Origin of the sequence: Clostridioides sp. ES-S-0001-03 (assembly GCF_020676075.1) — a bacterium.
Classification (GTDB): domain Bacteria; phylum Bacillota; class Clostridia; order Peptostreptococcales; family Peptostreptococcaceae; genus Clostridioides.
On the sequence record NZ_JACVWJ010000005.1, the window covers coordinates 42,970 to 57,979 of the forward strand.

The 15,010-nt window shown below is 27.4% G+C and carries 12 protein-coding genes; all 12 read right to left on the bottom strand.

The window, feature by feature from the left end; genetic code table 11:
• Positions 1-163: 163 nt before the first annotated feature.
• The 12 genes from IC174_RS11315 to IC174_RS11370 all read right to left on the bottom strand — a co-directional run bounded on the left by IC174_RS11315 (position 164) and on the right by IC174_RS11370 (position 14,998).
• A complete protein-coding gene (locus IC174_RS11315; protein WP_227436674.1) occupies positions 164-595 on the bottom strand; it encodes a hypothetical protein in 432 nt (143 codons plus the stop codon).
• 116 nt (positions 596-711) lie between these two features.
• Entirely contained in the window at positions 712-975 is a 264-nt protein-coding gene (locus IC174_RS11320; RefSeq protein ID WP_227436676.1) for a zinc ribbon domain-containing protein, read from the bottom strand.
• Between the two features lie 182 nt (positions 976-1,157).
• Positions 1,158-2,339: an NADP-dependent malic enzyme gene (locus IC174_RS11325; RefSeq protein ID WP_227436677.1), complete on the bottom strand. Its 1,182-nt coding sequence runs from the start codon at positions 2,337-2,339 to the stop codon at positions 1,158-1,160.
• Positions 2,340-2,410: 71 nt separating this feature from the next.
• Positions 2,411-2,959: a Fe-S-containing hydro-lyase gene (locus IC174_RS11330; protein WP_227436679.1), complete on the bottom strand. Its 549-nt coding sequence runs from the start codon at positions 2,957-2,959 to the stop codon at positions 2,411-2,413.
• Positions 2,960-2,972: 13 nt separating this feature from the next.
• Positions 2,973-3,812, bottom strand: a complete 840-nt coding sequence (locus IC174_RS11335) for a fumarate hydratase (protein WP_227482936.1) — start codon at positions 3,810-3,812, stop codon at positions 2,973-2,975.
• 183 nt (positions 3,813-3,995) lie between these two features.
• Complete coding sequence (ybaK, locus tag IC174_RS11340) at positions 3,996-4,475, bottom strand: Cys-tRNA(Pro) deacylase (protein WP_227482937.1); 480 nt, start codon at positions 4,473-4,475, stop codon at positions 3,996-3,998.
• Between the two features lie 120 nt (positions 4,476-4,595).
• Positions 4,596-5,294, bottom strand: coding sequence for an ABC transporter ATP-binding protein (locus IC174_RS11345; RefSeq protein WP_227482938.1), 699 nt, complete (start codon positions 5,292-5,294; stop codon positions 4,596-4,598).
• Entirely contained in the window at positions 5,282-6,067 is a 786-nt protein-coding gene (locus IC174_RS11350; RefSeq protein ID WP_227436688.1) for an ABC transporter permease, read from the bottom strand. Before IC174_RS11350 ends, IC174_RS11345 begins: the two co-directional genes overlap by 13 nt.
• Positions 6,039-7,034, bottom strand: coding sequence for an ABC transporter substrate-binding protein (locus tag IC174_RS11355; RefSeq protein ID WP_227436690.1), 996 nt, complete (start codon positions 7,032-7,034; stop codon positions 6,039-6,041). The genes IC174_RS11350 and IC174_RS11355 overlap by 29 nt, the downstream gene beginning before the upstream one ends.
• A 122-nt stretch (positions 7,035-7,156) precedes the next feature.
• Entirely contained in the window at positions 7,157-9,091 is a 1,935-nt protein-coding gene (locus tag IC174_RS11360; protein ID WP_227482939.1) for a YgiQ family radical SAM protein, read from the bottom strand.
• A gap of 233 nt (positions 9,092-9,324) precedes the next feature.
• Complete coding sequence (locus tag IC174_RS11365; protein ID WP_227482940.1) at positions 9,325-12,867, bottom strand: diguanylate cyclase domain-containing protein; 3,543 nt, start codon at positions 12,865-12,867, stop codon at positions 9,325-9,327.
• A gap of 880 nt (positions 12,868-13,747) precedes the next feature.
• On the bottom strand, positions 13,748-14,998 hold the full coding sequence (locus IC174_RS11370; RefSeq protein WP_227482941.1) for a DUF1015 family protein: 1,251 nt from the start codon (positions 14,996-14,998) through the stop codon (positions 13,748-13,750).
• Positions 14,999-15,010: the final 12 nt, after the last annotated feature.

The following is a 15,010-nucleotide window of genomic DNA, read 5'->3' on the forward strand; positions in this document are numbered from 1 at the left end:
ATCACTTCCATTTTATTTATTTTTATTTTTCATTTATTATATACTTAACTTATTATATTTTTACTCTTTTAAAAATACAATACTTTGAAATCCTAATAATTAAAAAAGCTTAAAATACACTAAGTATTCTAAGCTTTTTTTAATCACATTTTATCTATTTGTATTATTTATTTTTTAAAATACTATTTTCAATACTGACTTTATCAAACATTTCACTATCTTTACTATTATCTATAAAAATATCACTTATATTTCTAATATTTGTTGAATAGTTACCACTAAGTCCCATCTTATCGAAATTCATATTCCCTAGCTTTTGTATCACAAATCCCATTGATGCAAGTAAAATAGCAAATATTATATACTGACTAAAGTTACTCATATAATAATTTATAATAGTATATTCATTTCCTGTGAATGCCAACTGTTTTGTAGATAGCATAGTATATATGTATTCAGTACAATTTATAAATACATATATACCATAAATAACCAACATGACAGATAAACAATACATTGTAATTGAAACCTTTGATATTTTTTTTAATTGTTTAACTCTAAAAGCTTTTTTCAACTTCTCAATAAAATCTTTCATTTTAACTCCTCCAATACATTATTTAATAAAATATAATAATATTAGTATATAGAGTTAATGTGTTTATAGTATTAAGTTTTCATGAAGTTTATATGAGTTATTGATTTTGTATAAGCTTATTTCCAGCGTTTTAATTTTGGAAAGAAATTATTCATCATACTTCTTGCTTCATCTTCAGTCATACCTTTATTACTTTGAACCATAGGAGGTATACAGATTTCTATCATCTCTTCCATACTTATATCAGCAGTAAATTCACCATCTTTAAAACAATAACTACAGTAATCATCACTTTTACTTCCATCTTTATTTGTTCCATACAATTCATTAGTACATCCCATTGGCATGCCACAACATTGACAAAATCTAGTTTCTTCCATATATAATCACTCCTTGTATATTTTTCTTTGGCTCTTGACCATATTTAAATTATAGCAATATTAATATGACATGATTATGTCATATTAACAATAAAAAGACTAATAAAATTATATATTAATATATAAATTCTATTAGTCTATATTTTATTTACTCACTTAAGTTTTGGATTCTTAAATAAAAATTATATTCTATTTACTTTAGTCTTTATTGCTGCTTCTTTAACTGCTTCAGCAACATTTTTTACTACATTTTTGTTAAATACATCTGGTAATATATATTCTGGACATATTTCTTCATCAGTTATTGTATTAGCAATTGCATATGCAGCTGCTATTTTCATTTCTTCATTTATTTCTTTAGCTTTCACATCAAGTGCCCCTCTAAATATTCCTGGAAATGCTAAAACATTATTAACTTGATTAGGGAAATCTGAACGACCAGTTCCCATTATAAACGCTCCACCTAGTTTTGCTTCCTCTGGCATTATTTCTGGAGTAGGATTTGCCATTGCTAATATTATTGGTTTTTCAGACATACTTTCAACCATTTCTTTTGTTACAGTTTTTGGACCTGAAACACCTATGAATACATCTTTACCTTTTATAACATCTTTCAAAGAACCTTTTTCATTTCTTATATTAGTTACATCTAACATTTCTTTTTGAACCAAATTTAATCTTTCCATGTTGGCTTCCAGTGCACCACTTCTGTTACATAATACTATATTTTTAACATTCATTTTAAGTAATATTTTTGCTATTGCTATACCTGCAGCACCTGCTCCATTTATAACTATTTCTAAATCTTCTATTTTTTTGTTTTCAATTAACTTTATTGCATTTATTATTGCTGCTGCCACTACTATTGCAGTACCGTGTTGGTCATCATGAAAAACAGGTATACTCAAAGATTTTTTTAATCTATCCTCTATTTCAAAACATCTTGGAGAAGATATATCCTCTAAATTTATTCCTCCAAATACTGGTTCCATTAATTCCACAGACTTAACTATTTCATCTACATCATTAGTCTTTAAACATATTGGAAAGGCATCTACATCTCCAAATTGCTTAAATAATATAGATTTACCTTCCATAACAGGTATAGCTGCTTCAGCACCAATATTGCCTAATCCAAGTACAGCACTTCCATCACTAACTACTGCTACTAAATTACCTTTAGAAGTATATCTATAAACATCCTCTTGATTTTCATGTATTTTTAGACAAGGCTCTGCAACACCTGGCGTATATGCTGTTGATAAATCATCCTTAGTTTTAACTTCTACCTTACTTTCTACATTTATTTTCCCTTTATTAATTTCATGCATTTCTAATGCCAATTTTGCATAATCCTTAGACATCAATCTTCCTCCTTAAAATGTTTACAATTAAATTGTTTTGTATATTTAGTATTTATATAAATTTTCAAAATTTATTTACATTCATAAATTGCTCTTCCTTGTTCATAGATATTATTTCCATAACTATCTATAGCTACTGTAAGTTTAAGGTCTTCTACTACAATCTTTCTTATAGCTTCAGGTCCTAAGTCTTCATATGCAATAATTTCACATGATTTTATAGAATTTGAAATGTATGCACCAGCTCCTCCTATTGCTGCAAGGTAAACTGCTCCATACTTCTCCATACCTTGTATAACTTCTTCACTTCTTTTTCCTTTACCTATCATCAATCTAAGACCTCTCTCTAAAAGAGGTATCGTCAAATCATCCATTCTATAACTCGTCGTTGGACCTGCTGCTCCTATAACTTCTCCTGGTTTTGTTGGAGTAGGACCTACATAGTATATACCTTGACCATTTACATCGAATGGTAACTCTTCACCTTTATTTATACAATCTATCAATCTTTTATGAGCTGCATCTCTTGCTGTATAAAGTATACCACTTAGACTAATTGTATCTCCACAATTTAACTTAGCTATATCAATCTCACTTACAGGTGTAGTTATCTTTATCATTTTATTTTTCCTCCTAAATTACTACCTTTTTATGTCTTGATGCATGGCAGTTTATATTTACAACAACAGGAAGACCTGCTATATGTGTAGGAAAAGTCTCTATATTTAAACCTAAAGCTGTTGTAGTTCCTCCTAACCCCTGAGGTCCTATCCCCAATTTATTAATAGAGGCTAATAATTCACTTTCTAATTTTGCAATATTTTCATCTTCATTAAATTCGCCTAGTTCTCTAAAAAGTGCTTTTTTAGCTATTTGAGCACATTTATCTACAGTTCCACCTATACCAACTCCAATTACCATAGGAGGGCATGGATTAGGTCCAGCTTCTGAAACTGTATCAATAATAAATTTTTTAATTCCTTCTAATCCATCTGATGGCTTTAACATCTTCATTTTACTCATATTTTCGCTTCCAAATCCCTTAGCAGCAAACTCTATTTTAATTTCATCGCCTTTTACCATTTCATAATGAATAATGGCAGGAGTATTATCCTTTGTATTTATTCTACTAATTGGACTTACAACAGATTTTCTCAAATATCCTTCCTCGTACCCTTGTCTTACGCCCTCATTTATAGCATCAGTAATTGTATCTCCTTCAACTAAAACCTCTTGTCCTATTTCAACAAAAAATACAGCCATACCAGTATCTTGGCATATTGGTATATTTTTTTCCTTTGCTATTTCAGCATTTTCAACTAATATATTTAATATGTTTTTTCCCACTTCACTTTTTTCAGTTTTAGCTTTCTCTTTTATACAGCTTAAGACATCATCTCCTAAGTATAAACTAGCTTCTATGCAAAGTTTTTTTACTTGTTCAACAATTTGTTCAGATTTTATCTTCCTCAAGCGAACATCCCTCCATTACTTTATAAAAAATATTCGTAATCATATTTACACTTTACCATCATTTTTAAAATTTCTCAATATTTTTATATCAATTACATAATAGTAGTTAAATGTTTATTTTTAAGTCATTATTTATTTTATTAATCATATAATTTTTTGTCATCAATTTTTTATCTGAAATATCTATTTTTTTATTACATCTGTAAACTCTACTTTTATAAGTTTCTGTAAATCAAGTGGTGATAATTCTATTTGGTATCCTATTTTTCCAGCACTTACTATAATTGTATCTAATTGTTTTGCACTTTCATTTACAAAAGTCTTATAAAGCTTCTTCATCCCTACAGGAGAACAACCACCTCTAATATATCCTGTAAGCTTATTTATATCTTTTACATGAATCATATCCACACTTTTTTCTTTAGCTACTTTTGCAGCTTTTTTTAAGTCTAAATTTTCATGTACTGGTATTACATATACATAAATACTATTACTAACTCCTTGAGTTACTAGAGTCTTATATACTTCATTTACATCTCTTCCTATATCATGTGCTACCTCTACACCATCTACATGTTCACTTTTGACTTCATAAGATAGTACCTTATAATCAATTTTGTTTGAATCTAAAATTCTCATAGCATTAGTTTTTACTTTAATCATACATTCACTTCCTTTTTATAAAATACGAACATTATCCATATTTTCGAATATTCTGTACTATTTTAATAGAGTATTATAGTTAAAATAATTATATTTTAAAACAACAATATTATTATAACTCTATATTAACTTCAAAACTTCATTTTTTTCCAATTCACTAGAATTTTTTAGTTCTTTTTTTATTCTCATAGGAGAATCTCCTAAAATAAAGATATTATCTGCTAAAAATAATGCTTCTTCAATATCATGAGTTACAAATAAAACAGTTCTTTTTTCTTTTTTAAGTATGTCTTTAAAATTATCCATTATTATTTGTTTATTCTTTGCATCAATAGATTTAAAAGGTTCATCCATTATAATAGTCTTTGATGGATAGATAAATGCTCTAGCAATATTGACTCTTTGCCTAAGCCCTCCACTAAGCATCTGAGGATAAAAAATTTTATATTTAATAATTCCAACCAAATCTAAATATTCATCACAAATTTTATCTAATTGAGTTTTACTGTAGTATTTATTTACAACTATCTTTATATTTTCTTCTACAGTTAGCCAATCTATTAGCCTATCTTCTTGAAATATGTAACTTACATCTAGCTTACTCCCAATTTTATTTGAACTTTCTTTAATATTTAAATTACAAGTATCATTTTCTATAATACCACTTATTATATTTAAGAGAGTAGTTTTTCCACATCCAGATTTCCCAAGTATACAGTTAACATTATCTATATAAAAATCAATATTAAAATTTTTAAATATAATATGATTATCATATTTTTTATTTATATTCTCAATACTTAACCTTATCTTTTCCATAAAAAAGCTCTCCTTGACAAAAATTTTTGAGCTACTTGTAAAATGACTGATATTAAAACTATTATAATTATCCATGCAAATATCCCAGATGTATTAAAATTAATTTTTTCAGTTTGTATCATAGTCCCAATACCATATGTAGGTTGACTATATACCTCTCCTGCTATAGCGACTTTTAAGCTTAATGAAAATGTCGATACTAATATAGATATAATTTGAAATTTTATAGCTGGTAAATAGATTTTCAACACCTTATCTATAAACCTTATCTTATACACGCTTGCCATTTCTAATAAATTTTTATCAATATTCAATATTGCTCCTAAAACACTCTCGTATAAGATTGGAAAAACTATAGTAAACCCAACTATAAAAGGTGTAGTATCTTTTTTAAACCAAATTAGTGCAAGTATTACTAATATCATCGTTGGTATTGAACGTGCTAGAGCATTAATTGGCTTTAATAAATTTCTAAAAATCCTGCTTAAGTATGCTACTATAGACAATATGATAGCAAAAATCAAAGCAAATAAAAAACTAAAAAAACATCTACCTATTGAGTAAAGTATGTCTATATAGAAATTAGAATTCAATGCTATTTCTTTGATACTACTAGAGACTTGATTTATAGTTGGCAAGAATATATCATTGTTAATTTTTAAAGCAATAATTTGCCACAAAAATAAGAGGATAACACAAGAAAGTGTTACCTCTAATTTGTCTATAAATTGTTCTTTAATTTTCTTATTTTTCAACAAAGTATATTGCTTCATCTGGCACTTTGCCTCCTACTGTCTTATCATCAAAATTAGCTAATTTTTCATAGTAGTTTTTGTAATCATTAATCATATCTTTAACTGGAATATACTTTAAATTAGCTCTTTCAAGAGCTTTGCCTATTATTTTAGGTTCAGTAGATATTTCTATCTCCTCAGAATATTTACCTAATTCCTCAGGATTTTTATTTGCCCAATCTACACTATTTGATAATTGTCCTAAGAAAGAATCTACAAATTCTTTATTATCTCTTAAAAAATCAGATTTGATAATTAATGTAGATTGAGGATATCCATCCTTTGAACCACTTACTTCTTTCCATGAATCATTTAAACTTTTTATAATTTTTATATTTGGATTTTTGGACATTAAAGCACTAAGTGCAGGTTCTGGAACAATCCCTGTTGTAATTTTTCCTGTAGCCAATAATGGTACTAATTCACTTGCAGAGTTTACATAATTAAAATTTATATCTGCTGGATTTATATCCTTTTGTGATAAAAGACTTCTTATTGTTATATCTGGAGTAAGACCTTTCCCTGTACATCCAACTTCTTTCCCAATTAAATCAGAATAATCCTTTATATCATCTGTTGATACTAAATAAAGAGACCCCATACCTACAGTACCAACTATATTATAACTTGAAGTTTTATTATATGCTATTGCAGCCATATTTGATGGAACTATAGCTATATCTACATCTTTTTTCATTACTCTAGTAGAAATTGCCTCTGGTGTTTTCTCAATGCTATAAATTGTTTCATATCCATCTTTAATTGCTGGATTTTCATTTGCTAATTTCGCTACTGCTACCGCTGGCAATCCATCTGGAACAGCTACCTTTACTTCTTTAACAACTGCTGGTTCTTCTTTTGGCTTTTCATTTTGTCCTTGTGAACACCCCACTAAAAAAATTACACTTAATGCTGCTGATAACATTATATAAATATACTTTTTCATCTCTTCCTCCCGAAACTAACTTTTTATAAAATAATTATATTTATTTATATTAATTTCTGTTAATTTATCGAATAATCCTTCTTATTTAAATAATTTTATTTACTATTTACCTACACTCTATTTTAATATTTTTTCTTTCTCTTACTTGGACTTTTTTGTTGTTTTTTATTTTTTCTATTATTTGCATTATATTTTTTATTTTCAGTAGAAGACTTAGACTTATTTTTATTAGAATTATTTCTATTAAAATAAGGTTTCTCATCCTTTGGTTTTATTAGACATCTATGTCCAAAACCTATCAAATCCTCTCTTCCAGCTTCAACTAGTGCAGAATATACCAAGTCATAGTTTCTAGGTGCTCTATACTGTAATAAAGCTCTTTGCATTGCTTTGTCTCGTTTTGATTTTGGGACATAAACTGGCTTCATTGTAAGTGGGTCTATTCCTGTATAAAACATTGTAGTTGACAGTGTCCCAGGAGTTGGATAAAAATCTTGAACTTGCTCTGGTTGATAATGAGTATCCCTCAAATATTCAGCTAACTCTATGGCACTATTTAGTGTAGACCCTGGATGACTAGACATTAAATATGGTATCAAATATTGTTTTTTACCTAATTCTTCATTTATAGCAAAAAATTTCTGTCTAAACTTATCATAAGTTTTTCCTGCTGGCTTTTGCATATATTCTAAAACTTCTTCTGATATATGTTCTGGAGCCACCTTCAATTGACCACTTACATGATGTTCTATTAGCTCTCTAAGAAACTTATTATTTTTATCTGCCATTACATAATCATACCTAATACCAGAGCGTACAAACACTTTTTTTATGTTAGGTAATTTTCTTACAGCTCTAAGTAAATGTAGATACTCACTATGGTCTGCATCTAAGTTTTTACATGGTGATGGTGATAAACATTGTCTATTTTTACATGCACCTTTAGTAATTTGTTTGTTACATGCTGGTCTTCTAAAATTAGCTGTTGGACCTCCAACATCATGTATATATCCTTTAAAATCATTTAATTTTGTTATTCCTACTGCTTCATCAATAATTGATTTCTCACTTCTACTTTGAACAGCTCTTCCCTGATGAAAGGTTATTGCACAAAATGAACAACTACCAAAACACCCTCTTGAACTTACTATGCTAAATTTCACTTCTTCTATAGCTGGTATACCACCAGATTTCTCATATACAGGATGATATGTTTTTTGATATGGTAATCCATAAACTTCATCCAATTCTTCTCTATTTAGAGGTTTCTCTGGCTTATTTTGAACTAAATACTTACTTCCATGAGGTTGAACAATTATGTTTCCTCTAAATGGGTCTTGTTCATCATATTGAATTTTAAAAGCCTCTACATATTTCATTTTATCTTCACATATTTCTTTATATGATGGAATCAATATATAGTTATCGTATATTTCTTCTAGTGTATCTGCAACATAACATGTCCCATCAATATGTCTAATATATTTGGGGTCATATCCATCATTAAGTGCATTAGCTACATCCACAATCTGCTTTTCACTCATTCCATAAACTAATAAATCTGCTCCACTATCTATCAACATTGACTTTCTAACCTTATCACTCCAATAATCATAATGGGCAAATCTTCTTAAACTAGCTTCAATTCCTCCTATTACTATTGCAACATCGCTATATGCTTCTCTTATTTTATTACAATAGACTATTGTGGCTCTATCTGGTCTATAACCCATTTTTCCACCAGGAGAATACATATCCTTATCTCTATGCTTCTTACTCACTGAATAGTGATTCACCATTGAATCCATATTCCCTGCATTAACCAAAAATCCAAGTCTAGGCTTTCCTAATTTCATAAAATCATCTGTCGTCTTCCAATTTGGTTGTGCTATTATACCTACCTTATATCCAGCATTTTCTAAAACTCTAGATATTATTGCTGTACCAAAACTATGATGGTCTACATATGCATCACCTGTAACCAACACAAAGTCTAGCTCTTCCCATCCTCTATCTATCATATCTTGTTTACTTATTGGTAAAAACCTATTTTCCATATCATCACCTGCTCAATGTATATTTAACAAATACTTTCTTAAAATTAAAAATATCTTTTAATTTTGTTCTTAACGCTTAATTATAACACAAAAAATACTTAAAACCACAACTTAAATAATTTATATGAACGTTTTAGGTTCAATAAATCAAAATTGTGATTTTAAGTAAATCTATAATACAGTAGTTTAAACGTTTTATTCAATTAGTTAGGAAATCTTTACAAGAAGCTCATTTAAATATTTGCTTCAGACTCAACACTATTTACTTCACTACCAAATATTAAACATGCATCTTTACCATCAAACCATTTTAAAGCTGTTGCCGTTATATTTACATTTACACCAAACTTTTTGTTACGCATAAATGATTTACAAGTATCAGTTCCATCTTTTAAACAACTCATAGGGCATTTTCTACATTGTTTATTCTGATTGTTCCATAGTACTTTATAACATAAATCACCTACATGTGTATCTGGGGCTGACTCAAGCATCTTTTTATTGATAAATAACAGTTCATATGTGTTTCTGTCAACAACATAAGCCCATATGTCCATGTTATCCATTACAGACTTTTGAACTTCTAAAGATTCCTCTAGCTTACTTTGGATACGCATTTTTAATAAAAACACACTAAGCGTCTTGGAAATAAATGTCAGTGTATCCACTTCATCACTGGTCCACATACGATTATATGAACATTCATCAAATCCTACAAATCCTCTAAATTCATTACCTTCTAAAATTTTACATTGTAATATTGAACATATCCCTTGTGCTTTAAGCAAATTTTTTAAATCGCTATTGAGATTATCAACATCATTACAATAAAATAATCCATCTGCATTAAAATTTAAAAGATAATTGCCTAAATGACCATAGTAAATATTCTTAAGATTATCAATTTCTGCTGTTATTCCTTCATTACACCATTCAAATGTATTTTTACAGTAGAGGTTATCATCTGAGTTTTCAAATATATAGACACGACTCACATTAAAATGTTTACCCACAATATCAAGAATCAAATTTACAGCCATTTCTATATTATTTGATTCATACAATATATCAAATATATAATTTGTAATATGTTCCTTAAAAGACCTTGCTACATTGGTATTTTCATCTGTATTTCTTGTATTTGCTATATATTGTACTTTATCAATTTTTTTATCATACAAGGCATAACGATTCTTTCCTTTACCCTTAGCTGAATAAAGAGCTATGTCCGCATTTCTAAATAACTGCATGTAATCTGTTCCATCTTTTGGAAATCTAGCAATCCCTACACTCAAAGATATTTTATAATTATATCCTTTACCTACAAAAGACCTCTCAAACGTTTTGACCAATTCCTCTGCTTTGTTCATAATATCTTTTGTTTCAGAAATATCTTTCATAAAAACAATGAACTCATCTCCACCAATTCTTCCTACTATATCAGATGCTCTAAATAAATTTATTAAATCACTTGCAATTTCACTTAATACAGCATCACCATATAAATGACCTAAATTATCATTTATACCTTTAAAGTCATCAATATCAATAATCATTAAAGTACCTTGTCTGTTTTTATCCAATGTTATATATTCTTCTATAAGTGCTTGTGATGCTTTTTTATTATATAAACCTGTTAGTGGGTCTTTTTCCGCTCTCTCTTTTAATTTTTCAGCTTCTCGTTTTGATTCATCAATATCAGTTAAACTACCTACAACTTTATAAGGTATCCCATTATCATCAAACAGTGTCGTTGCTTTTATACTAAACCATGCATAAGTGGTATCTCTAAGTCTAATCTCACACTCCTCATACTCACTTCCTGATGAAGTGAGCTTAGTTAATAAAATAAACTTATCTATATCATCATGATATATATCAACTGATTTAATTATATTTTTCGTTGCATTTTCAGTTATAGGGTCATAACCAAATTTATTATACCAATTAGGAGAAATACTCATTTGGTCTTTTTCTATATTCCATTCAACTATAATATTTTGTGTCTGCTTTATAATAATCTCATGACGTTCTTCACTCTTTTTAAGCTCTTGCTCTAATAATTTAGCAGAAGTAATATCGACAATTACACTACATAGTACTGAGTTTCCATTTTCATCAACTATTTTTCTTCCTTTTAATAAAATCCATATAATACTACCATCTCGTTTTTCAACTCTTCGTTCGCATGCAAATGTATCATTTACTTTAAGTTGCTTATTTATATCATCAATCATTCCAGCTCTATCATCTCTGAAAATCAGCTTGATTAATTTATTATCTAATTCATCTTCTAACTGTTTACGTGTGTATCCAATCATATTTAAATAACCTTCATTTAAATATATACTATCAAAATCATCATTTATCTCAGTTATCACTATTCCACCAACAATGCTATCATTGATAGTCTCTATTTCAAACCTTTTTGAGTCTAATTCTTCTTGTATTTTCTTGAGTTCTGTTATATCAGTTAAGACTCCTTGTATATATTCATTCCCTTTACTCTCTTTTATAGATTTACTTCTATCTAAAACCCAAATTATACTTCCATCTTTTTTTACAATTCTATATTCAACTTCAATTTTATCTTGTCTTTTTAATTGATTTAAAACGATACTATTAACCTTGTCTACATCTTCTTTATAAATCATATTTTTAAATTTATTTTTAAAAACTACATCTAAATCCTCTTCAGAATAACCTGTAAGTTCCAAAAACCCCTGACTTACATAAGTCATAGTCATATATTTATCTTTTAAGCAGTTTTTAACACCTCCTAATATATTATCAGTAAGTGCCTTAAATTTTTCTTTTTCATTTATAATAGTCTTAGTATTGTTATTTATAATATAAGCTATATATACAACAAAAATTAATATAACTAATAATATTTCTAATGCAAATATGTATACATCATACGAAATATTATCTGACTGAATATATACTACTTCACTTGGTACAACAGAAAAAATATACCAATCATTAATTCCAAGTGGTTGATAATTTAACATAAATTTCTTATTATCTAAATTATAGTTAGAATATCCAGATTTATCATTTTTAATATTTTCTTTTATAACTTTTAAACAATTTACTTCCTCACAATTATCCTTATTAAAAAGTTTAAATACACATGATAACATTTTACTATTTTCGTTTGTATTTTGAGCAATTACATCTCCATTTTTTTTGGCAATATAAACGTGTGCTTTTTTATCAAATGCAGATAAGCCTAATAATTCATTTAATTTAGTTGAATCATAAGCTCCACTTAAAACACCTGCTACTTTTCCATCTTTATAGATAGGAGTAGCTAAAACTATTATTTCTTTCTTATCAATAATGGATTTTAAAGATTCTGATATGTTTTTTTCTCCATTTTTAGCTTTTTTAAAATAATCTCTATCTTTTAAATTAGTAATAATTCCATCATTAGAATAACTTTTTCCATCCAGTGTAGAAACAGACATTCTAATTAAAGAACTTCGCTTTACTCCAGACTCCATTAAATTAATCATCATATCATTATTTATATTATCTAAATTTCCCATAAAACTAGCAATAGATTCAAGCATGTCAAATTGACCACTAAGTTTTGTCTTAAGATTAATTATGTTATGCTCCGTAAACTCTGACAAATATGTATGCGTGGTCTCTTTCAACTTATTATCCAATTTAAACTTAAACTTAAAAATAGCCCCACAGGTTAAAATAATTATAATAATAAACAAGATACTAATACCTAAAATTTTTGGCTTTAGTCTGTTCACCATACTCACATCCTCATTACATATAATATATTATATGTTTATATTATATCTTCCTATTTTTATACATATTTTATTTCTTCCTATATTAGAATCAAACAACATATAGTTAAATTTATCTATAAAATTTTCATTTTACACTTCTTTTAATTATATATTAATTGATGTATAAAAATTATTCTCTTTTATAATACTTATATTAATAAATTCCTTATAATTCTTTTCATGCTTATAAATACCTCAATCAATTTTTTAAGTTCCTCTTAGATAAGATACTATTTAACATTGTCCCACTTTAATTTAAAGATAAAATTAAACTCAATATATCCTCATTTTCAACACTTTAATTTTAATGAATATTTTAAAAATATAACTTAATTTTCTTTTGATTTTAATAAGGCTTAATAACATAGTATATACTAATTATTATTCATTATTTTTCTAATTAATCACTATACTTTTTATATAATCAATCCTGTTTCCAAATTGAATTACCATTTTCTTAAGCTTCAACACTATAAAATAATTATAAGCTTCATACTCATCCTTGAAACTTAGTTTCCGAATAATAATTCTAGCATGTCACTTTAATATCCTTTTATTTTTCTAATTTTGCTCATATAACAATATAGTCTATAATAATAACAAATATCTTTTAACGCTTATTATAAATACTGTCTATATAAATTTCCATTCTAAATTATAACATACAATATTACTCTATTTCTGTTAAATGTAAATTTTTACCATATAAAAATCTAAAAAAAAAGATAGCTTTTTAGAAAAACTATCTCTTATAATTTAAAATTACTATACTATTATTTTTAATTAAAAATTAAAGGCTAAAAAGTAGTAGAGTTTACTTTTTAGCCTTTAATTTTATTAATTATTCATTTATTTCGTGTAAGAATAGCCCACATCTTACCTTAGGTTCAAACCATGTTGACTTAGCTGGCATTATCTTGCCTGCATCTGCTACTTTTATTAAATCCTCAATACTAGTAGGATACATTGCAAACGCTACCTTCATATCTTCATTAACTCTTCTTTCTAATTCCTCAATTCCTCTAATTCCACCAATAAAATCAATTCTTTTATCTACTCTAGGATTTTCAATTCCTAAAATAGCATCAATCACATAATTTTGTAGTATAGAAATATCTAATGAGTCAACTGGGTCTTCTATGTCTAATAAATTCTTATTTGCCTTCATTTTGTACCATTTATCACCTAGATACATTCCGAAAGTTCCTTTTTTGTCAGGTTTATATTTTTCTTTACCTTTCATTTGTTCTACATCAAAATTTTCTTTTATTTTATTTATAAATTCTTCTTCATTTAAACCATTTAAGTCTTTGATAACTCTATTATAATCTAAAACCATTAGATTTTCATCTGGTGCAATCATTGCTATAAAATAATTAAATTCTTCTTTTCCAGTATAGTTTGGATTTTTAGCTCTCATTTCTTTAGCTACATTTTCTGCTGAAGCTGTTCTATGATGACCATCTGCAATATATAAATAATCTAATTTTCCAAATGCATTTACTAAATTACATATTATATCATCATTATCAATCTTCCACACTGTATGCTCTATCTTGTCATCTGTTATAAAATCATATAAAGGCTCATGATTATCCATAAAATCATTTATCATATCATCTATTAATCTTTGATGTTTGTAAGTTACAAGTATAGTTCCCGTATTAGCATCACAGTATTTTATATGATTAGTTCTATCAACTTCCTTTTCTGGTCTAGTGTACTCATGTTTTTTTATTGTTCCATCTAAGCTTTCATCAACTGAAATACATGCAACTATACCAACTTGAGCTCTGCCATCCATAACTTGTTTGTATATATATATACAATCTTTTTCCTCTTTTACTAGAATTTCTTGTTTTCGAAATTCGTCCAAATTTTCTCGTGCTTTTAAATAAACTTTTTCATCATATAAATTTATATTTTCATCTAAATCAATTTCTGATTTATCTATATGCAAAAATGAATATGGATTCCCTTTTGCAATTTCTCTAGCTTCTTCACTATTCATAACATCGTAAGGAAGTGCTGCTACTTTATCTACTATATATTTATTTGGTCTAATCGCCTTAAATGGTTTAATCGTTGCCATTACTAAATTCCT

Excerpts from the sequence above, each read along its gene's own strand:
- IC174_RS11320 (WP_227436676.1), bottom strand. The coding sequence starts at position 975 with ATGGAAGAAACTAGATTTTGTCAATGTTGTGGCATGCCAATGGGATGT.
- IC174_RS11325 (WP_227436677.1), bottom strand. The coding sequence starts at position 2,339 with ATGTCTAAGGATTATGCAAAATTGGCATTAGAAATGCATGAAATTAAT.
- IC174_RS11370 (WP_227482941.1), bottom strand. The coding sequence starts at position 14,998 with ATGGCAACGATTAAACCATTTAAGGCGATTAGACCAAATAAATATATA.
- IC174_RS11355 (WP_227436690.1), bottom strand. The coding sequence starts at position 7,034 with ATGAAAAAGTATATTTATATAATGTTATCAGCAGCATTAAGTGTAATT.
- IC174_RS11315 (WP_227436674.1), bottom strand. The coding sequence starts at position 595 with ATGAAAGATTTTATTGAGAAGTTGAAAAAAGCTTTTAGAGTTAAACAA.
- IC174_RS11330 (WP_227436679.1), bottom strand. The coding sequence starts at position 2,959 with ATGATAAAGATAACTACACCTGTAAGTGAGATTGATATAGCTAAGTTA.
- IC174_RS11345 (WP_227482938.1), bottom strand. The coding sequence starts at position 5,294 with ATGGAAAAGATAAGGTTAAGTATTGAGAATATAAATAAAAAATATGAT.
- IC174_RS11360 (WP_227482939.1), bottom strand. The coding sequence starts at position 9,091 with ATGGAAAATAGGTTTTTACCAATAAGTAAACAAGATATGATAGATAGA.
- IC174_RS11350 (WP_227436688.1), bottom strand. The coding sequence starts at position 6,067 with ATGAAGCAATATACTTTGTTGAAAAATAAGAAAATTAAAGAACAATTT.
- IC174_RS11365 (WP_227482940.1), bottom strand. The coding sequence starts at position 12,867 with ATGGTGAACAGACTAAAGCCAAAAATTTTAGGTATTAGTATCTTGTTT.
- ybaK (WP_227482937.1), bottom strand. The coding sequence starts at position 4,475 with ATGATTAAAGTAAAAACTAATGCTATGAGAATTTTAGATTCAAACAAA.